This window comes from Thalassospira sp. SM2505, assembly GCF_054901115.1.
The window spans coordinates 749668-772817 of record NZ_CM142731.1; the positions used below are offsets into that span (position 1 = coordinate 749668).

At 55.1% G+C, this 23150-nt stretch carries 23 protein-coding genes and 1 pseudogene; 17 read left to right on the top strand and 7 right to left on the bottom strand.

Annotation, left to right across the window (positions count from 1 at the left end; all coding sequences use genetic code 11):
- Window positions 1-11 precede the first annotated feature (11 nt).
- The 7 genes from ACTU44_RS03415 (at window position 12) to ACTU44_RS03445 (ending at window position 8674) form a co-directional block, all read left to right on the top strand.
- A complete protein-coding gene (locus tag ACTU44_RS03415; protein ID WP_114096615.1) occupies window positions 12-938 on the top strand; it encodes a LysR substrate-binding domain-containing protein in 927 nt (308 codons plus the stop codon).
- A gap of 169 nt (window positions 939-1107) precedes the next feature.
- Window positions 1108-3060: an extracellular solute-binding protein gene (locus ACTU44_RS03420; protein WP_462096676.1), complete on the top strand. Its 1953-nt coding sequence runs from the start codon at window positions 1108-1110 to the stop codon at window positions 3058-3060.
- A gap of 3 nt (window positions 3061-3063) precedes the next feature.
- Window positions 3064-4176, top strand: coding sequence for a microcin C ABC transporter permease YejB (locus ACTU44_RS03425; protein WP_336079962.1), 1113 nt, complete (start codon window positions 3064-3066; stop codon window positions 4174-4176).
- Window positions 4177-4178: 2 nt separating this feature from the next.
- A complete protein-coding gene (locus ACTU44_RS03430; protein ID WP_462096677.1) occupies window positions 4179-5210 on the top strand; it encodes an ABC transporter permease in 1032 nt (343 codons plus the stop codon).
- 277 nt (window positions 5211-5487) lie between these two features.
- Window positions 5488-7122 carry an ABC transporter ATP-binding protein gene (locus tag ACTU44_RS03435; protein ID WP_114096619.1) on the top strand — a complete coding sequence of 545 codons (1635 nt, stop codon included), beginning with the start codon at window positions 5488-5490 and terminating at the stop codon, window positions 7120-7122.
- A gap of 127 nt (window positions 7123-7249) precedes the next feature.
- Window positions 7250-7888, top strand: a complete 639-nt coding sequence (locus ACTU44_RS03440; protein ID WP_462096678.1) for a hypothetical protein — start codon at window positions 7250-7252, stop codon at window positions 7886-7888.
- A 114-nt stretch (window positions 7889-8002) separates the two neighbouring features.
- Entirely contained in the window at window positions 8003-8674 is a 672-nt protein-coding gene (locus ACTU44_RS03445) for a LysE family translocator (RefSeq protein ID WP_462096679.1), read from the top strand.
- A 309-nt stretch (window positions 8675-8983) separates the two neighbouring features.
- Here ACTU44_RS03445 and ACTU44_RS03450 read toward each other — a convergent pair whose 3' ends face one another.
- Both ACTU44_RS03450 and ACTU44_RS03455 read right to left on the bottom strand, forming a co-directional pair.
- Window positions 8984-9331, bottom strand: coding sequence for a MarR family transcriptional regulator (locus ACTU44_RS03450; RefSeq protein WP_114096622.1), 348 nt, complete (start codon window positions 9329-9331; stop codon window positions 8984-8986).
- A 104-nt stretch (window positions 9332-9435) separates the two neighbouring features.
- On the bottom strand, window positions 9436-10836 hold the full coding sequence (locus ACTU44_RS03455) for a leucyl aminopeptidase family protein (RefSeq protein ID WP_462096680.1): 1401 nt from the start codon (window positions 10834-10836) through the stop codon (window positions 9436-9438).
- A gap of 81 nt (window positions 10837-10917) precedes the next feature.
- On the opposite strand from ACTU44_RS03455, the gene ACTU44_RS03460 reads away from it, so the two are divergent.
- The 4 genes and pseudogenes from ACTU44_RS03460 to ACTU44_RS03475 form a co-directional block, all read left to right on the top strand.
- Entirely contained in the window at window positions 10918-11118 is a 201-nt protein-coding gene (locus tag ACTU44_RS03460) for a hypothetical protein (RefSeq protein ID WP_462096681.1), read from the top strand.
- A gap of 54 nt (window positions 11119-11172) precedes the next feature.
- Complete coding sequence (locus ACTU44_RS03465; RefSeq protein WP_114096891.1) at window positions 11173-11832, top strand: glutathione S-transferase family protein; 660 nt, start codon at window positions 11173-11175, stop codon at window positions 11830-11832.
- Window positions 11833-11835: 3 nt separating this feature from the next.
- A complete protein-coding gene (locus tag ACTU44_RS03470; protein WP_462096682.1) occupies window positions 11836-12471 on the top strand; it encodes a uracil-DNA glycosylase family protein in 636 nt (211 codons plus the stop codon).
- Window positions 12472-12529: 58 nt separating this feature from the next.
- Window positions 12530-12823, top strand: a pseudogene (locus ACTU44_RS03475) (4a-hydroxytetrahydrobiopterin dehydratase); the annotation flags it as partial.
- Between the two features lie 76 nt (window positions 12824-12899).
- Here ACTU44_RS03475 and ACTU44_RS03480 read toward each other — a convergent pair.
- Together ACTU44_RS03480 and ACTU44_RS03485 are read right to left on the bottom strand one after the other, a co-directional pair.
- Window positions 12900-13661, bottom strand: coding sequence for an SDR family NAD(P)-dependent oxidoreductase (locus ACTU44_RS03480; protein ID WP_114096625.1), 762 nt, complete (start codon window positions 13659-13661; stop codon window positions 12900-12902).
- A gap of 124 nt (window positions 13662-13785) precedes the next feature.
- A complete protein-coding gene (locus ACTU44_RS03485; protein WP_181850142.1) occupies window positions 13786-14316 on the bottom strand; it encodes a Crp/Fnr family transcriptional regulator in 531 nt (176 codons plus the stop codon).
- 70 nt (window positions 14317-14386) lie between these two features.
- On the opposite strand from ACTU44_RS03485, the gene ACTU44_RS03490 reads away from it, so the two are divergent.
- Window positions 14387-14965 carry a hypothetical protein gene (locus ACTU44_RS03490; RefSeq protein ID WP_114096627.1) on the top strand — a complete coding sequence of 193 codons (579 nt, stop codon included), beginning with the start codon at window positions 14387-14389 and terminating at the stop codon, window positions 14963-14965.
- A 25-nt stretch (window positions 14966-14990) separates the two neighbouring features.
- Here the strand turns inward: ACTU44_RS03490 and ACTU44_RS03495 are convergent, their stop codons facing one another.
- From ACTU44_RS03495 to ACTU44_RS03505, 3 genes are read right to left on the bottom strand one after another with little or no spacing between them, the layout of a single operon-like run.
- Entirely contained in the window at window positions 14991-15881 is an 891-nt protein-coding gene (locus ACTU44_RS03495; RefSeq protein ID WP_462096683.1) for a DMT family transporter, read from the bottom strand.
- Between the two features lie 34 nt (window positions 15882-15915).
- The gene (locus ACTU44_RS03500) at window positions 15916-16860 is read right to left on the bottom strand and encodes a DMT family transporter (protein ID WP_114096629.1); all 945 of its coding nucleotides are present in this window, start codon (window positions 16858-16860) and stop codon (window positions 15916-15918) included.
- A complete protein-coding gene (locus ACTU44_RS03505; protein ID WP_114096630.1) occupies window positions 16853-17851 on the bottom strand; it encodes a DMT family transporter in 999 nt (332 codons plus the stop codon). Before ACTU44_RS03505 ends, ACTU44_RS03500 begins: the two co-directional genes overlap by 8 nt.
- A 167-nt stretch (window positions 17852-18018) precedes the next feature.
- On the opposite strand from ACTU44_RS03505, the gene ACTU44_RS03510 reads away from it, so the two are divergent.
- The 5 genes from ACTU44_RS03510 to ACTU44_RS03530 all read left to right on the top strand — a co-directional run bounded on the left by ACTU44_RS03510 (window position 18019) and on the right by ACTU44_RS03530 (window position 23094).
- Window positions 18019-18480, top strand: coding sequence for an Lrp/AsnC family transcriptional regulator (locus ACTU44_RS03510; protein ID WP_462096684.1), 462 nt, complete (start codon window positions 18019-18021; stop codon window positions 18478-18480).
- 145 nt (window positions 18481-18625) lie between these two features.
- Complete coding sequence (locus ACTU44_RS03515) at window positions 18626-20776, top strand: potassium/proton antiporter (RefSeq protein ID WP_462096685.1); 2151 nt, start codon at window positions 18626-18628, stop codon at window positions 20774-20776.
- Between the two features lie 126 nt (window positions 20777-20902).
- A complete protein-coding gene (locus tag ACTU44_RS03520; RefSeq protein ID WP_462096686.1) occupies window positions 20903-21874 on the top strand; it encodes a DMT family transporter in 972 nt (323 codons plus the stop codon).
- A 33-nt stretch (window positions 21875-21907) separates the two neighbouring features.
- Complete coding sequence (locus ACTU44_RS03525) at window positions 21908-22405, top strand: DinB family protein (RefSeq protein WP_462096687.1); 498 nt, start codon at window positions 21908-21910, stop codon at window positions 22403-22405.
- The gene (locus ACTU44_RS03530) at window positions 22405-23094 is read left to right on the top strand and encodes a LysE family translocator (RefSeq protein WP_462096688.1); all 690 of its coding nucleotides are present in this window, start codon (window positions 22405-22407) and stop codon (window positions 23092-23094) included. The genes ACTU44_RS03525 and ACTU44_RS03530 overlap by 1 nt, the downstream gene beginning before the upstream one ends.
- Window positions 23095-23150: the final 56 nt, after the last annotated feature.

The following is a 23150-nucleotide window of genomic DNA, read 5'->3' on the forward strand; positions in this document are numbered from 1 at the left end:
AAGTCGTTGTCATGAAACGCCGTCCATTGCCGCTAAATGCGCTCCGTGCCTTTGAAGTTGCCGGTCGTCTTGAAAGTTTCACCAAAGCGTCACATGAGCTTAACGTGACCCAAGGTGCAATCAGTCGACAGGTGCAGCATCTTGAAGACGTTTTGGGGCGTAAACTTTTTGAGCGCCATCATCGAAGCCTGAAACTTACACGCGCCGGGCGGAACCTTCTTGACGGGTTGACCCCGGCCTTTGACGCGATTGAAAATGCGGTGGCCAAGGTCGAAGACCGGGCGGATGACACACAGCTTTCCGTCCTTGCCCCGCTGACTTTTTCGATGCGCTGGATTGTGCCACGGCTGGGGCGTTTTCAGATGGAGCATCCCGATCTTCAGGTGCAACTGGGCACCTATAATGATGACAAGGCCCCGGTGGATTTCAACGAGGTCGACATTGCCGTGCGCTTTGCCGACACCCAGGATGAACAACTGGTCCATGAATTCCTGACTGGCGAGCGACTTTTACCGGTTTGTCATCCCGATCTTGCCAGACAGCTCAAAACCCCCGAAGACCTTGCCGGAGTAACCCTTTTGCATTGTTCGGCACAGCGTGAAGACTGGCATATCTGGCTGGACGGGACCGGGGTTGCCGGGGTTGATGCGGATCACGGGCCGGTCTTTGCCACCCTCGATATGGCGATGGAGGCTGCGGCAAGCGGGTTCGGTGTGGTCATTTCCGACCCGGCAATGATCGGGGAATATGTTGTGACCAACCGTTTGACCGTGCCGTTCGATTTGCCGGTCGACAGTCCCTATGCCTATTCGCTCTGTTATCCGCAGGGGCGACTGGAAAGGCGCAAGGTCCGGGCTTTTCGCAATTGGTTGATGGGTGAAATCAAAATTGAAACCGAACGGCGAAAACTGGCGCAAAAGGCATCACAATCATCATGATGCCTTGAAATTGAACCATTTTATTCCTCATTATGAGGAGTAGAAAAAAATAATACAGTCGGGTGGTGCTTTTCTGATGGTCATTATGTCTGGGAAAGTCTGCCTGCTGCGTCTCAGATAGTGACAAGATTCGCAACCAGTTTGCTTCAGGGGAAAGACGATTCGTCACATGATCGCGTATGTCGCCAACACGAAACCGTCGCGCATGTATTCTGTTCGCCGGGCGGTTTCATCAATGCTTGTTGCAATTGGTGTCATGGCATTTTCGGCCGGAATACCGTTCGCACCCGTCCAGGCACAAGATGCCGACAAGCCTGTTATCAATCCGGCACCAACGGTTGAAGTCCAGGAAGCCGAACTTGATCCCCTGACCACCACGTCTCATGGCATATCGCTGTATGGTGATCTGAAATACGGCCCGGATTTCCAGCATTTTGATTATGTAAATCCCGATGCGCCCAAGGGTGGCACCCTGATCCAGTCATCCATTGTTGCCTTTGATACGCTCAATCCCTTCACGCTCAAGGGAACCTCGGCGGCGGGGCTTGGTCTGATCTATGACAGCCTGATGGTGGCCAGTGCTGATGAACCCTATGCGATGTATGGCCTGATCGCGCGCAGCATCGAAGTGCCCCAGGACCGCTCCTTTGCCATCTTCCATCTTGATCCGCGTGCGCGTTTTCAGGATGGCAGCGAAATCACCGCTGATGATGTGGTGTTTTCCTATGAAGTCCTTGTTGAAAAAGGCAGCCCCGTCTATCGGCAGTATTTCTCCCAGATCGAGGGGGCCGAGGCGATTGACGACCTGACGGTCAAATTCACCTTCAAGCCCGGCAATAACCGCGAAACACCGATGACGGCGGCGGGCATCTCGATCATGCCCAAGAAGTTCTGGGAAGGTAAGGATTTCTCGAAAACCACCTTTGAAATCCCGGTCGGAAGTGGTGCCTATAAGGTCGCAAGCATCGAGGCAGGCCGCCGCATTACCTATGAACGGGTCAAGGATTACTGGGCGGCGGATTTGCCGGTCAATCGCGGCCAGAGTAATTTCGACACCATCCGTTATGACACCTATCTTGACCCCGAGGTGCAGCGTCAGGCCTTTCTGGCCGGTGAATATATGGTGCGTTCCGAACATTCATCGCGCGACTGGAGCACGGCCTATGATACGCCAGCGGTCGAGCGCGGTGATATTCAGAAAAAATTCATGCCCGATCATCTGCCTGTTGGTATGCAAGCCTATGTCATGAACAATCGCTTGCCTCTGTTTTCCGACTGGCGTGTGCGCAAGGCGCTTCAATATGGCTTTGATTTTCAATGGCTGAGTCAGGCGATGTTCTATGGTGCCTACAAGCGGACTGACAGTTATTTTGTCAATTCGGATCTGGCTTCAAGCGGCATTCCGACCGGTGATGAACTGGCATTGCTTGAACCCTATCGCGATCAGTTGCCGCCCGAACTGTTTACCCAGCCCTTCAAGCTGCCAAACTTCGATGAACCCGATGGTCGCCGCAAGGCGCTGCGCGATTCCATGACGCTTCTCAACGAAGCCGGATGGGAAGTCCGCGACAAGGTTCTGGTCAATAAGGAAACCGGGCAGCCCTTCCGGTTTGAGCTGGTCATTCGCCAGCCGGGGATTGAAAAGATCGCTCTGGTCATGAAAGCCCGTCTCAAACAGCTTGGGGTTCAGATGGACATCCGTCTGATTGATACAGGGCAGTGGGTCAACCGTATTCAAGCCTTCGATTTCGAAGCCATCACCTTCTGGTGGCAACAATCCCTGACGCCGGGCAATGAACAGCGCGTTTTCTGGAGTTCCGAAGCCGCCGATCAACCAGGTTCGCGCAATTTCGCCGGGATTAAAAACCCGGTTGTTGATGCCATGGTCGACAAGGTTGCATCGGCAAACAGTTGGGAAGAGCTGGTCACAGCGACCCATGCGCTCGATCGTGTCCTTTTGTGGGGCTATTACGTGATCCCGCAATATTACCTTGGTGGCGAACGTCTCGCCTGGTGGAACATCTTTGGCCATCCCGATACGGTGCCGCTGAAAGGGGAATCGGTCATGCGCTGGTGGATTGACCCGGACAAGGCTGCGAAATTGCCGATGGGGGGGAACTAGGCCATGCTGAACTACATTCTGCGGCGTCTTCTTCTGATCCCGGTCACATTGTTTGGCATCATGTTGTTGAACTTCGCGATCATCCAGTTTGCACCGGGCGGCCCGGTCGAGCAGGTCATTGCCCAGCTTCAGGGAACGGCTGTTTCATCAACAGCGCGTATCACCAATCAGGGTGGTGATAGCGGTGGTTCCGCATCATCATCGGAATCAGGCAACAATTTCTCATCGACATCGAATTATCGCGGGGCGCAGGGGCTTGATCCCGAAATCATCAAGCAACTTGAAGTGCAATTTGGCTTTGACAAGCCTGCACATGAACGGTTCTGGATGATGATGAAAAACTATCTGACCTTTGATTTCGGCCAAAGCTATTTTCAGGACCGTGACGTTGTCGATCTGGTGTTGGACAAAATGCCGGTTTCGATATCGCTGGGCATCTGGTCGACGCTGATCATTTACATCATCTCAATCCCGCTTGGCATTACCAAGGCGGTGCGCGATGGCTCCAATTTCGATATCTGGTCGTCGGCGGCGATCATTGTCGGCTTTGCCATTCCGGGCTTTTTGTTTGCCGTCATGCTGATCGTGATCTTTGCCGGTGGGACATATCTGGACTGGTTCCCGTTACGCGGACTGACATCGACAAACTGGGAACAGCTATCCTTGTGGGGCAAGATCGTTGACTATTTCTGGCACCTGACATTGCCGATCGTTGCACTGACGATTTCGGGTTTTGCCACGCTGACCATGCTCACCAAGAATTCGTTCCTTGATGAAATCAACAAGCAATATGTCGTTACCGCCCGTGCGAAGGGTCTGACGGAAAAGCGTGTGCTGTATGGCCATGTTTTCCGCAACGCCATGCTGCTGATCATTGCCGGTTTCCCCAGTGCGCTGGTCGGGATGCTGTTTACCGGCTCTGTCCTGATTGAGGTAATCTTCTCGCTCGACGGGATAGGCTTGCTTGGCTTTAACGCGGTGATGACGCGCGATTATCCTGTGATGTTTGCCACACTTTATTTCTTCACGCTGTTTGGTCTGATCATGAACCTGATCAGTGATCTGAGTTACCACCTTGTTGATCCGCGGATCGACTTTGATGCGCGGGAGAATTGATCATGTTTGGTGTTGTTCTTTCGCCACTTAACCGTCGTCGCGTGGCAAACTTCAAGTCCAACAAGCGCGGCTACTGGTCGCTTGTGATCTTTACCGTGCTGTTTGTGATCTGCCTGTTTGCCGAACTGATCGCCAATGACAAGCCGATCTTCGTCAAATATGACGATAACTGGTATATGCCGATCTTTTCCGACCATCCGGAAACCACCTATGGCGGCGATTTCGATGTCGAGACCGACTTTTATGACCCCTATATTCAGGGCAAGATCGACCATCATGGCTTTGCCATCTGGCCACTGATCCCGTTTTCCTATGCCACCATCGATTTTGAAATGCGCGAACCGCAACCAGCGCCACCGTCTTCGCGCCATCTGCTCGGCACGGATGAATTGGGGCGTGATGTGTTGGCGCGTCTGATCTATGGCTTCCGGATATCGATCCTGTTTGGTCTTGCACTGACTGCGATCAGTTCCGTGATCGGCATCGCCGCAGGTGCGGTACAGGGCTATTTCGGCGGCTGGGTTGATCTTGGTTTCCAGCGTGTGATCGAAATCTGGGGTGGCCTGCCGCAACTCTTTATTCTGATCATCCTTGCCAGCCTGTTTGCGCCGGGTTTCTGGACGCTTTTGTTCATTCTGGTGCTGTTTAGCTGGATGAGTTTGACCGGGCTTGTGCGTGCGGAATTCCTGCGTGCGCGCAATTTTGAATATGTTCGTGCGGCAAGGGCGCTTGGCATGACCGATTACCGGATCATGTATCGCCATGTTCTGCCCAACGCGATGGTCGCGACCATTACCTTCCTGCCATTTGTGTTGAATGGCTCAATCGTTGCTCTGACCTCGCTCGACTTCCTGTCGCTGGGCTTGCCACCGGGATCGCCATCTCTTGGTGAATTGCTTTCGCAGGGCAAGAACAACCTGCAAGCCCCCTGGCTTGGCATGACGGCCTTCTTTGCCATCGCGGTGATGCTCAGTCTTCTGATCTTTATCGGCGAAGCTGTCCGTGACGCGTTCGATCCGCGCAAGACATTTTAGGGTCAGGGCCTATGAATTTGATTGGAATGGCAAAGTTTATATTTGTGAAATCCAAGAAAAATCCCGCCGGGCGGGTTGGTATCCCGTACAAGGGATTTGACGTCGGAGTTTGCAAATATAAACTTTGTCCTTCGGATCGATCAGATTTGCACGGGCTACGTTGTCGCAAAACCTTGAAAGATACTTATCTGTCGGCGGTTTCGCTTCGCGTATCCGCACAAATATTATCGACCATTCAAGCCAAATTCATAGGCCCTGACCCTAAGGAACCTGTAAAATGACAGAGCAATCAGCCAACCAGCTGCTCCTTGATGTCAGCAATCTTTCGGTCAATTTCGGCGATGTGCATGCCGTCAAGGGGGTGTCATTTTCGATAGGGCGCGGCGAAACCATGGCACTGGTCGGCGAAAGCGGATCGGGCAAATCGGTCACCGCCCTTTCAATCCTGCAATTGCTGCCCTATCCACGCGCGACCCATCCATCGGGCTCGATCACATTTGACGGTCAGGAAATGGTCGGTGCCGAAGAGCGGACCTTGCGCAAGATCCGTGGCAACCGGATTTCGATGATCTTTCAGGAACCGATGACGTCGCTTAATCCGCTGCACAATATTGAAAAGCAGATCGGCGAAGTCTTGCTTCTCCACAAGGGCCTGCGTGGGGCCAAGGCGCGTGCGCGTATTCTGGAATTGCTTGATCTGGTCGGTATTCCTGATCCGGCGTCACGGCTCAAGGCGCTTCCACATGAACTTTCCGGTGGTCAGCGCCAGCGTGTCATGATCGCCATGGCGCTTGCCAATGAGCCGGAACTGCTGATCGCTGACGAGCCGACCACGGCCCTTGATGTCACCATTCAGGCCCAGATTCTTGAATTGCTTCAGGACCTGCAGAACAAGCTTGGCATGGCGTTGCTGCTGATCACCCATGATCTGCAAATCGTTCAGAAAATGGCCAGAAGCGTCTGCGTGATGAAGGATGGCGAGATCGTTGAACGCGGTGTCGGACATGGTCTTTTTGAACATCCCAGACATCCCTATACCCAAAAGCTGCTTGCAGCCGTTCCCAGCGGTAATGCGCCGGAACTGCCGGAAAATGCCACGGAGCTGCTCGAAACCAGCAATATTCAGGTGCGCTTTCCGATTGGTCGCAAAGGCATTCTGGGCCGTCCGGAACGTTATCTTGATGCGGTCGACAACATTTCCCTGTCGCTTAAACAGGGGGAAACCCTTGGGATTGTGGGCGAAAGCGGATCGGGCAAGACAACCCTTGCCATGGCCATCCTGCGTCTGTTGAAATCTGAGGGTGATATAAAGTTTGCGGGCGAGGATATCCGCAAATATGCCGGTGCCGATTTGCGCAAGCTGCGCCGCGACATGCAGGTCGTGTTTCAGGATCCGTTCGGCTCGCTTAGCCCGCGCATGTCGATCGCCCAGATTGTCGGTGAGGGGCTCGAAATTCATGAGCCTGACCTGACACCTGCCGAACGCGAAGCCCGTATTGCCGAGGCCCTCAACGAAGTCGATCTGCCGCAAAATGCCATGGATCGTTACCCGCATGAATTTTCCGGTGGCCAGCGACAGCGCATTTCAATCGCCCGGGCACTGGTTTTGAAACCACGCTTTATCGTACTGGATGAACCGACATCGGCGCTTGATATGTCCGTGCAGGCGCAGATTGTCGAATTGCTGCGTGATTTGCAGGCCCGCCACAAGATGGCCTATCTGTTTATCAGTCACGATTTGCGGGTTGTGCGGGCATTGTCTCATCGCGTGATGGTCATGCAGGGTGGAAAACTGGTCGAAAGCGGTGCCGCGACGGATGTCTTTGATAACCCGCAACAGCCCTATACCAAGGCGCTTTTGGCGGCGGCCCTTGATCTTAAGGCCGCCGGGACAGATTTTGTCAGTAACTGATAACGACAAAGCGCCATCAAACCTGTTAGAACAGGATCGGAAAAGGGAATGAAAACAGGGTAGTAAAGTGAATATGCTGTCGCCTATGAGCAAATGGTCAAACAGTGTGTGTTTCTGGGGCAAGGTCATGTTTTTGACCATGCTTCTGGCGATCCTTGTGGTCGCACCCCTGTCTGGTCCTGCCCATGCCAGCAGCAAAAAGACCGAACCGGCGACCGAGGAACCGGCAAAGAACGCCAAGCCGGAAATCCCCGAGACGGTCATTATTCCCGATCCTGTATCGCTGACCATTGTACTGCCGAAATCCGGTGCCATTCGCCAGATTGTGCTCAATATCTGGCTTGAAGCGCAGTCCAAACAGGCTGTGCCGGTGATTGAACATAACCTGCCCAAGATTATTAACGGCTTTCTGGTCGATCTGCAGCGCTTGATGTATCGCGATACCCAACAGCGTTTTGAAACCCGTGAGCCGGGCAAGCGATCCTTCAAATATGCGGCACCAGGTCTGCTGCCACCTCCGCCCCCCAAGACCGAAGAAGAACTTGCAGCCGAGGCCGAAGCAGTCGAAGCCGCCAGGGAAAAAGGCGAGGAAATCGTTCCCGAACTGCCATTCAGCCCGTTTGCGCCTGTACCCAACCGTTATTTCGCGGCCCTTCAGAACAAGCTTCTGCAAACAGGGCAGACTTTTCTGCCGCCCGATACACTCCGTTCGGTCCAGGTGCGGATGTTCTATGATTTCTGGCCGGGCGACGCCAAGCCGCGCTGATCTTTCTGCCTGACCCGTCCCTGACCGATGACGCATGGGCCAGTTGCGCAGGACGCAATTGTGCCATGGCATGTCTGTGATATTCCGGTTCGGTCAAAGTCCCGGAGCATCTCCATGTCGTTCGAAGTCTGGCTGAGTTTCACCCTCCTTGTCTTTTTGCTGGTCCTCACACCGGGGCCGAGCATTCTGATCGGCATGTCCCATGCGTTGCGTTATGGCGCGCGACCGACCCTGATGACCGCTCTTGGTGATGTCACCGCCAACATGATCCAGATGGTGATTGCGGCCGTCGGATTGGGTGCGGTTCTGGCGACATCGACGGTGGCGTTCGGGGTGGTCAAATGGTGCGGGGTGGTGTTCCTGCTGGTGATCGGATTGCTATCATTCTTCCGTAAGCCCAAGAAATCAAACGACAAGAACGGTATCGAAATGAATATTTCCGGTGCCTATGAAGTTGCCAGCCATCGAAAACTTTTCCGCGAAGGTTTCCTTGTTGCGGCGGGAAATCCCAAGGCGATTGCCTTTTTCGGGGCGCTGTTTCCGCAATTTGTCAATCCGGCGGCACCGCTTGCACCACAGTTGCTGACTCTCGGGGCTACCTTTGTTGTTCTTGATTACAGTTTCGTAATGATTTACGCGATGGGCGCTGCACGCATCATGCCCTGGCTGATCAAACGCGGCGGCAATAACGTGGTTGCACGTGTATCCGGGGCCATTTTGATCGTTGCGGCGGGCCTTTTATCGCTGATCGAGATGCCGGTAAGCGTTGCAGCTGCCCGTTTCTAGGTCGGATGCGTTTTTGGCTTTTCAGGGGCGGGAAGATCGGAAATTTCGCATTCCTAATATGCGTAATCCGGCCTAACTCTCTGAAAGAAAAATAAAATATCTGGATGTGGCACATCTGATACTTGCTGTGCTTACAAACCGACTGGTCTGTATATAGCGGATTCTTGCCATATCAGATTTTTTGAATTCAAAATGGGGAAGAATTGCTGCCCTAACTGCCCGATTTTGGATTTTCTGGGCGACCAGACTGCGCTGATCGGGGCATTTTGATCGTTTTGCGGGCGGCGAAACCCGTCTTTTGCGATCCGTTTATTCGGTCTCGAGGCCAGCCGATACGATGATATCGCCAAATTCACGCAGGAAGACAGATCCCTTGACCGTCCGCTGGATCAGAACCGAACGGCGGTCTTCTTCATCGACCTTGCGTTTGACCATGCCAAGCGAGCTCAGGCGATCAAGGGCGCGGGTAATGGCAGGTTTGGAGATGTTAAGCGCTTCTGACAGGCCGCGTACCGTATGCGGGGCCGGGGTCAGGTAAACATTCAGCAACAAAGCCATCTGTCGGGCAGAAAGATCGGGAGAATCCCGACGCACACTTTCTACAATCGCGATACGCCAAAGGTCGAGTGCCTGAGACGGTTTGATCTCGATCGACATGCTTGTGCCCAACAATTAATTTGTTACGAATACGTAATCTGTCTACCTGACCCCTGTGCATATGTCAAAGGTCTTATTGGAAAATATGCAATTTACGGTTTGGTTTACTTACCGAAACGATCCTCGATCAGCTTGAAGGCTGCGCGGATTCCCTGTGCTTCGCCACCGGTCGGACGTCCCGGACGATCCGTCGGGTTCCAGGCCATCAGGTCGATATGTGCCCAGCTTTTTGCCCCTTCGACAAAGCGGTCAAGGAACAGGGCGGCAATGATCGCCCCGCCAAAGGGCGAACCGGAAATGTTATTCATGTCCGCTGCCTTGCTATCAAGCTGTGGGCGATATTCATCCCACAGCGGCAAGCGCCACAGCGGATCATGAAGCGCCAGACCATTTTCCATCAGGCCATTGGCCAGATCATCATCATTGGAAAACAGGGCAGGCAGACCAAGACCAAGGGCCACACGCGCCGCCCCGGTCAGGGTCGCGAAATCAAGGATCAGTTCCGGGTTCTCCGACGCGGCCTCGGTCAGGGCATCAGACAGCACGATGCGGCCTTCGGCATCGGTATTGCCGACTTCAACAGTCAGACCCTTGCGGGTTTTGAGAATGTCACTCGGGCGATAGGCACGACCCGATACCATATTCTCAACTGCGGGGATCAGAACGCGCAACCGCACAGGCAGGTTGGCCGCCATGATCATGCGCGCAAGGCCAAGAACCTGTGCCGAGCCACCCATGTCCTTTTTCATCAAAAGCATGTTGCTTGACGGTTTAAGGTCATAGCCACCGGTGTCAAAACACACACCCTTGCCGACCAGCGTGATTTTCGGTGCGTCCGCATCGCCCCATACCAGATCAATCAGGCGCGGATCGCGGTCACTGCCATACCCGACCGTGTGAATGGCCGGATAATTCTGTTTCAAAAGGTCATCGCCAACAATCGCGCTGACCCTGGCGCCGAATTCCTCGCCAAGGGCGCGTGCGGCGGCTTCAAGCTCCGCCGGGCCCATGTCATTGGCCGGTATATTGATCAGATCACGCGCAAGTCCGATGCCGCGTGCAGTGTTTTCTGCGCGCTTGGCGGCTTCGATGTCGTGAAGGGCGATCTTTGCGCGTTTGTCCTTCTTGCCGTCATCCTTGCGATAGCGATCAAAACGATAGCCCCCAAGATAAAGCCCAAGCGCTGCCTTTTCATAAAGGGCGGCATTGTCGCTGATGCTATCAGAAAGGCCATAGACCCCTTCGGGCAGACTGGTCGGCAGTCCGGCGAAATCCCAGATCGCCTTGGCATCATCAACATAGCCGATCAGGACCGATCCGAACGCTCCATTCGATCCCGGCAGGGCAAGCTGCGTGCCGCGCTTTGCCTCGTAACCGTTTGCCGCCACCCATGCCTTGGTTGTTTCGGACTGATCGGCAAGCCAGCTTTGAAACTCGCTTTCGACAATCGGGGTGATGGTGATCGGGTTGGTGGAACTGTCGCGTGCGATGATGTGATCGAACAATTTAAGTCTTCCCTGCTGGTGACGTGGGATGGTGTTGTGTCGAGGAGGCGGGGTTAAACATCCGCCCCCGGACAGGATTTGATGACTGATCTTACGGCTGCCACCGGTCCAGAGCAATTCCGGAAAACAAATAGCCGCAAACAGGATCAGTATATGGCCCCCGATCCTGAAAGATCGATCCGGGGCAAGCCGGATATGAAATTTCCCCGGATAATAAGGACGTTCGGGGTACTGGAACCGGTACGTCAATTTCATCAAACCGGACTTGAACCCGGCTTTTAAACCGCTGATAGTGTTTGACCCAGTGTCATAGCCCCCAACATGAAAGACACCCGCATGGAAACGCGCCCCGTTCTTTATATCGGTAATAAAAACTATTCTTCCTGGTCGCTCCGCGCCTGGCTTGGCCTGAAAGTCGCCGGGATTGATTTCGAAGAACGCCTGATCGCGTTGCGCAGCGATGAATGGGCGGCCAAGGCGCCGGTCTTTTCGCCAACCGCCAAGGTCCCGGTATATTTCGATGGCAGCAAAACCATCTGGGAGGCATTGGGCATCCTTGAATATATCGCCGATAGCCGCCCCGATACGCTGCTTTGGCCGCTTGATATGGATGTACGGGCGATTGCGCGTTCCGTGTCGCTTGAAATGCATGGCGGGTTTGGGCCCCTTCGCACGCACATGCCGATGAATTGCCGCAAAAGCCTGCCCGGCCTTGGTCGTAAGGACGGCGTGGACAAGGACATCGCCCGCATCGGTGAAATCTTCAAAATGTGCCGCACCCGGTACGGGCAGGGCGGTGATTTCCTGTTTGGCGATTTTTCGATTGCGGACGCCATGTATGCGCCGGTGGTGACGCGTTTCAAGACCTATGGCGTGGATCTTGATCCGGTTGGCAATGCCTATATGCAGGCCATCCTTGAATTGCCCGCCATGAAGGAATGGTACGCAGCCGCCGCCACCGAAGAATGGGTGATCGACGATTCTGAGGTGAAATAACCCATGACGGGTTTGCGTGGAGATCTTCCCGAAATTGACCCGCCGGGCGGGGATGCGGCACTCGATAGCCTTCTGGGCGATGTTCGGGCCTGCCGCATCTGTGCCGATACATTGCCCCTTGGCCCGCGTCCGGTCGTGCGCATGGCCAAGGGTGCGCGTATTCTGATCATCGGACAGGCGCCGGGCACCAAGGTCCATGAAACCGGGCTTCCCTGGAATGATGCATCGGGTGATCGTCTGCGCGACTGGCTGGATCTGTCAGTGGATGATTTTTACGACCCGGCCAAACTTGCCATCATGCCGATGGGCTTTTGCTATCCTGGCCGGTTTGAACGCGGCGGGGATTTGCCGCCTCGGCCCGAATGTGCCCCGGCCTGGCATGATGCGCTTTTGGCCCATCTGCCCGATATCGAACTGACCCTTCTGATCGGGCAATATGCGCAAGAACGCTATCTTGGTCCGCGTCGGGCCAAAACCATGACAGAAACCGTGCATCGCTTTGCCGATTATCTGTCTGACAACCTGTTGCCGATGCCCCATCCAAGCTGGCGCAACACCGCATGGATGAAAAAGAATCCGTGGTTTGAAGCCGATCTTTTGCCGGTCCTTCGCCAACGGGTGCACCGCCTGTTGGGCTAGGGGCTCTTTTGTGGTCCAATGATCTTTCGCCCCCCCCCCAAGAAACACGAGGCAAACCAGAATGAGCAAACTTGAAAAATCCGCCATCGAAACTGCCCTGAAGTCCCTGCCGAACTGGGAACTTGCCGATGATGGCCTGTCTATTGGCCGGGTCTATATGTTCGGGGATTTCAATGCCGCGTTCGGTTTCATGACCCGTGTCGCCCTGATGGCAGACAAAATGGATCACCATCCAGAATGGTTCAATGTTTACAACAAGGTAAACGTGACCCTGACCACCCATGATGCCGGGGGTGTTACGCAGAAGGATATCGATCTTGCGACCTTCTGCGACAAGGCATCCTCCAGCTAGCATCAAAAAAACACCCTGCCGGTAGGGGACGGCAGGGTGTCTATGGCTGCGGTGAAATCGGGCCGTGGGTGTGGGATTATTTCGGCTCGAGGCGAACCGCGCCATCTATCCGGATGGTCTCGCCATTGATCATTTCATTTTCACAGACATGCATGGCCAGTCGGCCATATTCAGCCGGATCGCCCAGCCGTTTGGGGAACGGAATATTGGCGGCAAGGGCCTGCTGCATCTCGTCGGGAAGGGCCGTGACCATCGGGGTGCCAAACATGCCCGGTGCAATGGCAACAACGCGGATACCATGACGGGCAAGCTCGCGCGCAGCCGGAAGGGTCATGGACGCAACCCCGCCTTTTGAGGCGGAATAGGCAGCCTGTCCGATCTGGCCTTCAAAGGCGGCAATGGAGGCGGTGTTAATGATCACCCCGCGTTCGCCACTGGGCGACGGGTCGTTGCGGCTCATGGCGGTGGCGGTCACACGCATCATGTTGAATGTGCCGATCAGATTGACATTGATCACGCGCGCAAAGGCGTCCAGATCAGCCGGGCCTTCGCGTCCGACAATGCGTTCGCCCTGCAGGATCCCGGCGCAATTGACCAGAATGGACGGGATACCAACGGAACGTACCACTTCGGAAACAGCACCTTCGACGCTGGCGCCGTTTGAAACATCCACGCCAAATCCGACACCGCCCAGCTTTTCAGCCGTGGCTTTTGCGCCGTCTTCATTCAGATCAAAGGCAACAATCCGTGCGCCAGCCCCGGCCAAAGTTTCGGCTGTCGCGGCCCCAAGTCCCGATGCGGCCCCGGTTACAATGGCGATGGAACCCTTGATCTGCATGGCTTGGTGTCTCCCTTGTTCAGCGCATGTGCAATTAATTGGTATTTATATACCAAATTATATCTTTAACGGGCAAGCGTCGATTTCCCGCTGTTTGTTGCACCAGACTATGGGATGGGAATGGTTATCTTCTGCGCGCAAGTTCGCGATACAGCGCCTCGGGACTGACGCCGATTTCAAGGGCGATCATGCGCCAGGTTCCCTTTTCGGGAAGGACGTCGTCATGCCAGGCGATCCAGGCATCAAGCCGTTCGGCGACCGTGCGCAGCCGCAGAATCTCCGCGCGCAGGCGGGTTGCCTGTACTTCACGGGCCAGATGCGTTGCAAGCGATACAGCCATCTGATTGTTTTGGGAAAGATGGGATTCGACGTCGTATTTGCGGATCCGCTTGACCTGCGCATCCTGATGGCAGATGGCGTCGCAATGATAATGTTGTGAAAACAGGGATGCCTCGGCCAGAACATTGTCGGGCCCTGCGCGCTGCAGGACGATCTCGTCACCATTTTCAAGAAAACGTGCCAGTCGCACTTCGCCCCTAAGAACAAGGAAAAGATGCTCGACCGGATCGCCCTTGCGAAATAGGACCTCGGTTGCGGCGAAATCGGACAACCTGCCCTCAAAGCGGTTGAGAAGATCAAAAATCGATACTGACATGATATCTATCATGTATAGATCGCGGCGCGCAGGTCAAGCTTGAGGCACTCAGAAATTAACAGGTGATGCCATGTTTATCCTTTCCCGACAGGCCCGAACTGCTTTGATCGTTTTGGGCCTGACCGTTCCGTTATCTGCCCAATCACAAGAATCCGCCCATGGTCATGGCCAGCGTCAAAGCGACCATGCAAATGCTGCGGCACCGGCATCCCCCTATGCCGGACAGCAGGATCGCTCGATTAAAAGCCTGTCAGCTGACGACATTTCAGAGCTGCAAAAAGGCGGCGGATGGGGGATGGCAAAGGCCGCGGAGCTGAATGGCATACCCGGGCCTGCGCATCTGTTGGAACTGTCTGACGACATTTCGCTTTCAGCAGATCAGAAGGCCGCCATTGTGGCGCTGTATGAGCAGATGAAAATGGATGCCATCAAAGAAGGTGCCAATCTGATCGCGGCAGAACGTGCGCTTGATGATGCCTTTAAGGTGGGTGGATTGACGGAACCCGTGTTAAAGGCGCTTTTGCAGGCGATTGCAGATCGCCAAAGCAGACTTCGCTTCATTCATCTTGCCACGCATCTCAAAACTCCAGCCATTCTAAGCCCGGCACAGATAGAACGGTACAACAAGCTTCGCGGCTATGATGGCTAGGTCAGGGTTGTGAACGCAAACCTGATCAGGATTTGGCAAGTTTGCGTTCACGCAGCGCGACATAGATTGCGGCCCCGATAATCAGTGTGCCACCCGGTATAATCCAGATATCGGGCACTTCGCCAAACAGGATCAGGGCAAGGATCGCAATGATCGGCAGGCGCAAATAGGAAAACCCGACAAAGAAGCTGTAATCAGCCAGTTGCAATGCCTTGACGTTACAGATTTGCATCACATTCATCATCAAAGCGGCAACCGCCATCAGGCCGATAGCCGTCCAGCTGGGCACTTGCCAGACAAACAGGGCCGGGATCAGCGATACCGGTGTCGTAATGATCATCAGATAGAACAGAAGTGACGTGGTGCTTTCCGTGCTGACCAGCTGTTTGGTGATCATCCCCGCACAGGCCATGCACATGGCTGCTGCAATCGGCAAAAGGCTTGCCGGTTGCATGGCATCTGATCCGGGTTGAATGATCAATCCGACACCGACAAAACCCACCACAACTGCCAGCCAGCGGTGAACACGCACCGTCTCGCGCAGGACAAGGGCGGCCAGAATGGTCCCAAACAGCGGAACGGTGAAATTAAGTGTGGTTGCCTCGGCCAGTGGCAGATAAAGCACCGCCATGAACCACAAACTCATCTCGGCTGCCGACAAGATGCCCCGCAAACCGAACAGGGGCAGGCGTGTGGTTCGCAGGCTCGATAAACCGGATTTCATCACCATCGGTGCGATCATGATCAGGCCAAAGGCAAAGCGTAAGAATACCGCCTGATAGGGGTGAATTTCCGCCGTGGCAAACCGGATGGTCAGGGTAAAGCAGGCCGCAAGGATCGCCGCTGCAAGTGCAAAGAAACTGGCCCGGATTGATGCAGGTTGGCGTTCAAACCATGCTGTAACCGGACTTGGCATCTTTGGGGACCTTTGTGCTTGGGGATTTGGGCGCCTAGTTGCGCGACGGCGGCGGGTCAAGATCACTGGCCGCAGAAGACGGGCCGCGTTTGATCCGGTTGGCTTCACGATTAAGCTTGGCTTCGCGGCGCGCAATGAACAGGGCCGATCCGATAATCAGTCCCGCACCGGGCAAAAGCCAGATTTCAGGCACTTCGCCAAACATCACAAGCGCGATGACCAGAACAAAGGGCAGGCGCAAATAATTGAACCCGATGACAAAGCCGTAATCGTAAACCCGGAATGCATTGGTGTTACAAATCTGCGTGATATTGGCCATGAACGCACCTGCCGCCATCAGGCCGATTGCCGTCCAGCTTGGCGTTTCCCAGACAAACAGGGCCGGGATCAATGTCATCGGTGTGGTCAGGGCCATCATATAAAGGATGATGGTGGTCGGGTTTTCCGTGCGCGAAAGCGACTTGATCGTAAGCCCGGCACTGGCCATGCAGATGGCAGCGGCAATTGGCAACAGGCTGGCAAGCTGCATGGTTTCACTACCCGGGCGGATAATGATCAATACCCCGCAAAAACCGGCCAACAGGGCGGCCACCCGATATTTGCGAACTTTCTCGCCCAGAAAGATCGCGGCAAGGACAGTCCCGAACAGCGGCACGGTAAAGTTCAGTGTTGTGGCCTCGGCCAGCGGCATGATGGCGATGGCCGAAAACCAGAAGCTCATCGCCCCCATCGACAAAACTGCACGGAGCACAAACATCGGCAGGCGCTTGGTCTTGAGCGGCGCGATACCGCTACGCAATGCCAGCGGCGCAATCAGGATCAGGCCGAACAGATTTCGGAAAAACACCGCCTGAAGCGGATCAATATGTTCCGTGGCCAGACGGACAAACACCGAAAAGATTGCTGCACTGATTGATGCCATCAACCCGAAGACAGTGGCCTGCAAATAGGGGGGAAGGGCGTTGAACCGATCACGCATCGGGTTTTTCCCCCGTTTGCGATGTGGCTGGATCGGCGAGATCAATCTTGGTTGCGGGGATGGCTTGCGGGTCGGCGGGCGCTGTGGTCGGCAGTCGCGTTGCTGTTTTTGCCCGCTTGGCCAGAACCGCCTCGCGCCGCGCGATATAAAGTGCCGATCCAATGATCAATGCTGCCCCGGCCCAGGTCCAGAAATCGACCACCTCGCCAAACATCACAAAGGCCATGGCCGCAACAAAGGGCAGGCGCAGGAAGTCGAAAATCATCACATAGGACTGATCGGCGGTGCGATAGGCGCGCACCAGTAACTGCTGGCCTGCGGTGCCCGCTATGGCAATCAGAAGCATGACGAATAACTGCCACAGGCTGGGCGTTTCCCAGAAATAGATCGCTGGCGGCAACGACAGCGGCGTCATGACCAGCCCCATCCACGTGACAATGGCATTGGCACTGTCGGTTCGAGACAGCATTTTGACCGTCGTCATTGCTGCTGCCATGAACAGCGTTGCCAGCAATGCCAGAATCGCGCCGGTTTCAAAATCCTGTCCAAAGGGCCGGATGATGATCATTGCCCCGACAAAGCCGATGGCAACAGCACTCCAGCGGCGCGCACGAACGGTTTCGCGCACAATGATCGCGGCCAGCACCGTGGTCAGGATCGGCAAGGTAAAGTTGATGGCAATCACTTGGGCTGCGGGCGTGATGGCAAGTGCTGTAAACAGGCAGGACATGGCCCCAAAACCAAGCGCCCCGCGCAGGAAATGTAGTTTGAACCGTTCGGTTCTCAATCCGCCCGGACCGTTGCTAAACAGCCAGGGCAACATCGGGATCAGGCCGAAAAAGTTGCGGAAAAATGCGGCCTCGAAAGGATGAACATCACGGGTGACATATCGAATAAGCACCGCCATGGCCGCAAAACAGAGTGCGGCAGAAATCATCAACAGGGCGCCCGTTAAGGCGGCATTGTCTGAGGTGGCGCGTGAAAAAACCATTATCCTCAACGAATAAGCGCGATTTTAGAAAAAATCCAGTCTGCGGGCTGCGATTTGTCATACTATTTGTGCATGGCAGACCTTGCAGATTTGGCGAACAGTTCGCGCAAGACGGGTTTTCGTGTAAGCTCAAGGCCGTCGACAATAATCCGTCAGGGGGAAATTACATGGATGCTATTGATCGCAAATTGATCGACATCCTGCAGGAAGATGCATCGCTATCCTATTCGGTACTGGGAACGAAGGTCGGATTGTCGGTTTCTGCGGTGAATGATCGTGTGCGCAAACTGCGCGAACAGGGGATTATCCAGGCCTACAAGATTGCGGTTGATACGAACGCCATTGGCCGTTCGCTGACCGCGATGGTCTGGCTCAGGACCGATCCGGCCAAGGGAAACAAGAAACTGGTCAAATCCCTCATCAAGGCCGACGAGGTACTTGAATGCCATCATATGACCGGGCGGTTTGATTTTCTGGTCAAGCTTCGCCTGCGTGACGCGGCACATCTCGAAAGTTTTGTTTCCGACACGATCAAGGAAATGCCCGGCGTTGTCGAAGTTTTGCCGGAAATTGCCCTGTCTACGGCAAAAGAAACAATGTTTGTTCCGGCGCAACTGGAAACAGACTGATCACATGGCGGGAAATTGATTTATTTTGCGAAAAAACCGCTTATGGGGTTACGCAGTCATAATTTCCTAAATATCTGATGCGATGATTGTTTTGTGAGTAGCCAGCCGAACCCAGTCCCAGACACCTGATCAAGGAGCCCCCAACATGATTGAATCGATGAATCTGGTAATCCTGATTGCATCGATTCTGGTTGTGGTCGCAGTCTTTACCAGCCTTGTCAGTTTCCGGGTCGGTGCGCCTTTGCTGTTGGTGTTCCTGTTTGTCGGTCTTGGCGCGGGCGAAGACGGCATTGGCGGCATCATGTTTGATAATGCGCCCCTGGCCTATTTTATCGGTTCGATTGCGCTGGCCCTGATCCTGTTTGACAGCGGTTTTGAAACCCAGCTCAGAACGTTAAAAATAGCCGCCTGGCCATCACTGGTGCTGGCCACCTTCGGGGTAATGATTACCACGGGCGTGATCGGGGCGGTAACCTGGCTGGTGCTTGATGTACCATGGCTGGTGGCCCTTCTGTTCGGCGCGATTGTCAGTTCGACGGATGCGGCAGCGGTGTTTTTCCTGCTTCGGGTCGGGGGCATCAATCTGCGTGATCGCACGCGCAGCACGCTCGAAGTTGAGTCGGGCTCGAACGACCCGATGGCAGTCTTTCTGACCATTTCACTGGTCGAGCTGATCATTCTTGGCGGGGGCGAAAATATTGCCCTTGAACTGCTGCAACGTTTTGTTCTTCAGATCGGCCTTGGCGCGGTGTTTGGTCTGGCTGGTGGCTATGCACTGGTTCAGATGATCAACCGCATCAAGCTTGAACCGGGACTGGTGCCGATCATTACCATGGCCTGTGCGCTAAGCCTGTTTGGCGCGACCAGTATTCTGGGCGGCAGCGGCTTTTTGGCGGTTTATGTCGCCGGTCTGTTTGCCGGAAACAGCAAGATGAATATGAGCGTCGGCGTCCGGCGTTTTCAGCATGTCACCACCTGGCTTGCCCAGATCGCGATGTTTGTCACGCTCGGCCTTTTGGCAACCCCGTCCGAATTTGGCGCGGTGATCATTCCCGGTGTAGTTCTGGCCCTTGTTCTTGTCTTTATTGCGCGGCCTGTGGCGGTGTGGCTGTGCCTGATGTTTTTCAATTTCTCGCGCAATGATACGGCGTTTATTTCGTGGGTCGGTTTGCGCGGGGCGGTCTCGATCCTGCTTGCGATTGTGCCGATGGTCGAAGGGGTGCCCGAAGGGCAGCTTCTATTCAACACCGCCTTCATTGTCGTGATCACATCGCTTTTGTTGCAGGGCTGGACAATCCGGTCCGTTGCCAAGTGGCTTGGCATCATCGTGCCGCCGCGCCACGGGCCGGTGGATCGTATCGATCTTGAATTGCCGGGCAATGCCAATCAGGAAATCGTTGTGTATCGCGTGCATGAAGCCAGTGCGGTTGCCACCGGCCATCGCATTCCGCGCTGGGCACGGCCCAGTCTGATCTTGCGTGACGGGGCGTCGCTGCGCCCGCACAGTGCGGGCCCTGTTCAGGCCGGTGATCAGGTCTATATCATCACGCCGCCCCGTCATGTCGAACTGCTCGATCAGCTGTTTGCCGGTCCGGCCGAAGGGGCCAATGATGTCGAGCTGTTCGGGGATTTCAGCTTCCCGCCCGATACCCATATTTCCGATATCGGTCGCCTTTACGGTTTTGCGGTCGATGAAGACGATGCCGGACTGACCGTGGCCGATATCCTGAAACGTGATCTTGCCGGGGATGTCGAACTGGGCGATCGCGTTGCCTATGGCACGGTCGAGCTGATCGTACGCCGGACCGATGACGAACATGGCGTGATCGAGGTCGGCCTTGCGGTCGAGCAGCAAAAAGTCAAACCCAAACGCCGTATTCCGATCTTCCAGTCGCGTTCGGAACTTCTTGAAATCTGGAAGGACTGGCAGAAGCGCAAGCGCGCGGAAAAGAACCTGGCACTGCGCGGTGAAAGCACCGTCAAATCCCTGAGCCACGATGACAATTCCGATCCGGCGGAACCAGACCCCGTGACCCATGGCGAAGATGACGCCCAACAAGGCGCCCCGTCTGTCAGCGACAAGGCCGCTCCTGACGACCTGGCCGAAACCGGAAAAGCCGCTGATACCGCAGATGCCGTCGAAACTACGCAAGCTGCTGAAAAAGCCGAAGCAGCCGAAATTGCGGAACCTGCTGAAACTACCGAAACTGCCAAAACCGGCGAAGCCCGAAAAACCCGAAAATCCGGGAAAAAGACCGAACCGGACAATCCGAAAGACAAGGTCACCAAAACCTGACGCCCCATGCATTAATTTGGGTGAGTTTGGATTAGCTCACCTAATGCATGGATCAAAAAAGCTGGTTTGGTGCGGATTGAAATATGGCCTAAATTGCCGCTTCAATTCTTTTGGAGCACCATGGCCATGTTCGGTCTTTATGCGGCAGTCGTCTTGATCTGGGGTTCGACCTGGATTGCCATTCAGTATCAGCTTTCTGTTGCGCCCGAAGTTGCAGTGGCCCTGCGCTTTGCGTTGGCGACACTGATCTTGATGGCATGGTGTCTGGTCCGTCGTTTGCCAATGCGCTTTTCCCTGCGTGACCATTTCTTCATGGCTGTTCTGGGCGTTTGCCTGTTTTCACTGAACTATGTTCTGATCTATGTCGCCAGTGTGCATTTGACATCAGGTCTGCTGGCCGTGGTGTTTTCGACCATTGTCATCATGAACATGATCAATGGCGTGATCTTTTTCCGTCGCCGTCCCGAAACCCGCACCCTGATCGGGGCGATGATCGGGCTTTCGGGGATTGCGCTGGTCTTTGCCGATGATCTTGCCGCCTTTGATCTGGCAAGTGGCGGCAGCATCGGCCTTCTGGTGTCGCTGGTCGGGGCCTATATCGCGTCTCTTGGTAATATGGCGTCCGCACGCAACCATGCGCGCGGTGTGCCGGTTATGCAGGCCAATGCCTTCGGGATGCTTTATGGCTCGATTCTGCTCTTTGCCTATATCGGGCTTGCCGGTATTCCGGTCACCTTTGACACCAGCCCGGGCTTCATCGCCGCACTGGTCTATCTGGCGCTGTTTGGTTCTGTTCTGGCCTTTGGTTTCTATCTTACACTTCTGGGCCGGATTGGTCCGGACCGGGCGGCTTACAGTTCGGTGATGTTCCCGGTTGTCGCCTTGTTGCTCTCGACCTGGTTTGAGGATTTCCACTGGACGTCGCATATCATCTGGGGTGTTGGCCTGACACTGGTCGGCAATGTGGTTATTCTGACCAAACGTGTTCCAAAACCGGCAGCCACCGTTCTTGAACAGGTTGCCGCCGCCCCGGCGACCAAACCGGCGACCAAACCGGCGATCAACCCGGCCACCAATCCTGGCAGCGTGAAGCCCTGAGCGCGTCATATGCGCCCGCAAGCGGAGATCAGAATGAACAGTGTCGCCTATTTTCAGCGACTGGCCAGCTATAACGCCTGGGCCAACCGGCATGTTTATGAGGCCTGTGCAGCCCTGCCTGCATCCGAACTTGATGCGCCGCGCCGGGCGTTCTTTCCATCGATCATGCGCACGTTAAACCACATTCTGGTCGGTGATCGTTTGTGGTTGTCACGTCTGGTTGGCGATCCGGTTGCCATGCCCCTTGATACCATCCTGTTTGGCGATTTCGATGAATTGCGCGAAGCGCGCATCACACAGGATCAGGCAATCCTTGATTTCACCGATGGTCTGACTGCGGATATCATCGCATCCGATCTGACCTATCAGTCCGTTTTGGCCGGGGCCTATACCATGCCGCGCGATCTGATTCTGGGGCATATGTTCAACCATCAGACCCACCATCGCGGACAGGTTTCAAACATGGTGCTTGAGGCCGGTGGCAAGGTGCTTGAGATTGATCTGGTCTATTACGCCCGTGAGCAGCTTTGATGACCGATCTTCTGGTGCAATATACGCCGTTTCTGATCGCGGCCTTTTTGCTCAATATCTCGCCCGGGCCTGATATGGCCTATATCGTCGGGCAAACGGCCGTGCATGGGCGCAAGATCGGGCTGTTTTCGACCTTTGGCGTGGTATCGGGGGCCTTTGTGCATGTGCTGGCTGCGGCCCTTGGCCTGTCGGCGATCCTTGCAACTTCGGCCCTTGCCTTTGCCATCGTCAAATGGGTGGGGGTGGCCTATCTGGTGTGGCTGGGCATCGGGGCCCTGCGCGCAAGCTTTGCCCGCAAGTCATCGGGCGGCGGGGATGGCGAAACGCCCCCCGAAATCACGATTTCCACCAGACCAATGACCGCTTTTCAGGCATGGCGGCAGGGCGTGATGATTGATGTGCTTAATCCCAAGGTCGCGATTTTCTTCATGGCCTTCCTGCCGCAATTTGTCGATCCGGCGCAGGGCGACGGGGCCCTGCAGTTTCTGGTGCTCGGCAGCATGGTCAATCTGATCGGGCTTCTGGTTGAAAGCACCATTGTTCTGATGGTGGCAGCCGCCGCCATGCGGATAAAGGGACGCAAAGGGCGAAAGGCGCAAAAGATGCAGGCGCTTGGCGTCTGGCTGCAACGCGCCTTGGGCACGATGTTCATCGCCCTTGGCGCACGTTTGGCCCTGAGCCAGCAATAGCCAGACCATCCATCCAGAACCGGCGAAGGGCTTGGGCGTCAAACGCGAATGCGAGA

What these genes read in the sequence shown, in the direction of transcription:
- ACTU44_RS03470 (WP_462096682.1), top strand. Translation starts at nt 11,836, where the DNA reads ATGACGGGTTTGCGTGGAGATCTTCCCGAAATTGACCCGCCGGGCGGG.
- ACTU44_RS03425 (WP_336079962.1), top strand. Translation starts at nt 3,064, where the DNA reads ATGCTGAACTACATTCTGCGGCGTCTTCTTCTGATCCCGGTCACATTG.
- ACTU44_RS03495 (WP_462096683.1), bottom strand. Translation starts at nt 15,881, where the DNA reads ATGCCAAGTCCGGTTACAGCATGGTTTGAACGCCAACCTGCATCAATC.
- ACTU44_RS03450 (WP_114096622.1), bottom strand. Translation starts at nt 9,331, where the DNA reads ATGTCGATCGAGATCAAACCGTCTCAGGCACTCGACCTTTGGCGTATC.
- ACTU44_RS03440 (WP_462096678.1), top strand. Translation starts at nt 7,250, where the DNA reads ATGTTTTTGACCATGCTTCTGGCGATCCTTGTGGTCGCACCCCTGTCT.
- ACTU44_RS03530 (WP_462096688.1), top strand. Translation starts at nt 22,405, where the DNA reads ATGACCGATCTTCTGGTGCAATATACGCCGTTTCTGATCGCGGCCTTT.
- ACTU44_RS03415 (WP_114096615.1), top strand. Translation starts at nt 12, where the DNA reads ATGAAACGCCGTCCATTGCCGCTAAATGCGCTCCGTGCCTTTGAAGTT.
- ACTU44_RS03480 (WP_114096625.1), bottom strand. Translation starts at nt 13,661, where the DNA reads ATGCAGATCAAGGGTTCCATCGCCATTGTAACCGGGGCCGCATCGGGA.
- ACTU44_RS03430 (WP_462096677.1), top strand. Translation starts at nt 4,179, where the DNA reads ATGTTTGGTGTTGTTCTTTCGCCACTTAACCGTCGTCGCGTGGCAAAC.
- ACTU44_RS03460 (WP_462096681.1), top strand. Translation starts at nt 10,918, where the DNA reads ATGACTGATCTTACGGCTGCCACCGGTCCAGAGCAATTCCGGAAAACA.
- ACTU44_RS03520 (WP_462096686.1), top strand. Translation starts at nt 20,903, where the DNA reads ATGTTCGGTCTTTATGCGGCAGTCGTCTTGATCTGGGGTTCGACCTGG.
- ACTU44_RS03445 (WP_462096679.1), top strand. Translation starts at nt 8,003, where the DNA reads ATGTCGTTCGAAGTCTGGCTGAGTTTCACCCTCCTTGTCTTTTTGCTG.
- ACTU44_RS03510 (WP_462096684.1), top strand. Translation starts at nt 18,019, where the DNA reads ATGGATGCTATTGATCGCAAATTGATCGACATCCTGCAGGAAGATGCA.
- ACTU44_RS03505 (WP_114096630.1), bottom strand. Translation starts at nt 17,851, where the DNA reads ATGGTTTTTTCACGCGCCACCTCAGACAATGCCGCCTTAACGGGCGCC.
- ACTU44_RS03500 (WP_114096629.1), bottom strand. Translation starts at nt 16,860, where the DNA reads ATGCGTGATCGGTTCAACGCCCTTCCCCCCTATTTGCAGGCCACTGTC.
- ACTU44_RS03465 (WP_114096891.1), top strand. Translation starts at nt 11,173, where the DNA reads ATGGAAACGCGCCCCGTTCTTTATATCGGTAATAAAAACTATTCTTCC.
- ACTU44_RS03420 (WP_462096676.1), top strand. Translation starts at nt 1,108, where the DNA reads ATGATCGCGTATGTCGCCAACACGAAACCGTCGCGCATGTATTCTGTT.
- ACTU44_RS03515 (WP_462096685.1), top strand. Translation starts at nt 18,626, where the DNA reads ATGATTGAATCGATGAATCTGGTAATCCTGATTGCATCGATTCTGGTT.
- ACTU44_RS03485 (WP_181850142.1), bottom strand. Translation starts at nt 14,316, where the DNA reads ATGTCAGTATCGATTTTTGATCTTCTCAACCGCTTTGAGGGCAGGTTG.
- ACTU44_RS03525 (WP_462096687.1), top strand. Translation starts at nt 21,908, where the DNA reads ATGAACAGTGTCGCCTATTTTCAGCGACTGGCCAGCTATAACGCCTGG.
- ACTU44_RS03435 (WP_114096619.1), top strand. Translation starts at nt 5,488, where the DNA reads ATGACAGAGCAATCAGCCAACCAGCTGCTCCTTGATGTCAGCAATCTT.
- ACTU44_RS03490 (WP_114096627.1), top strand. Translation starts at nt 14,387, where the DNA reads ATGTTTATCCTTTCCCGACAGGCCCGAACTGCTTTGATCGTTTTGGGC.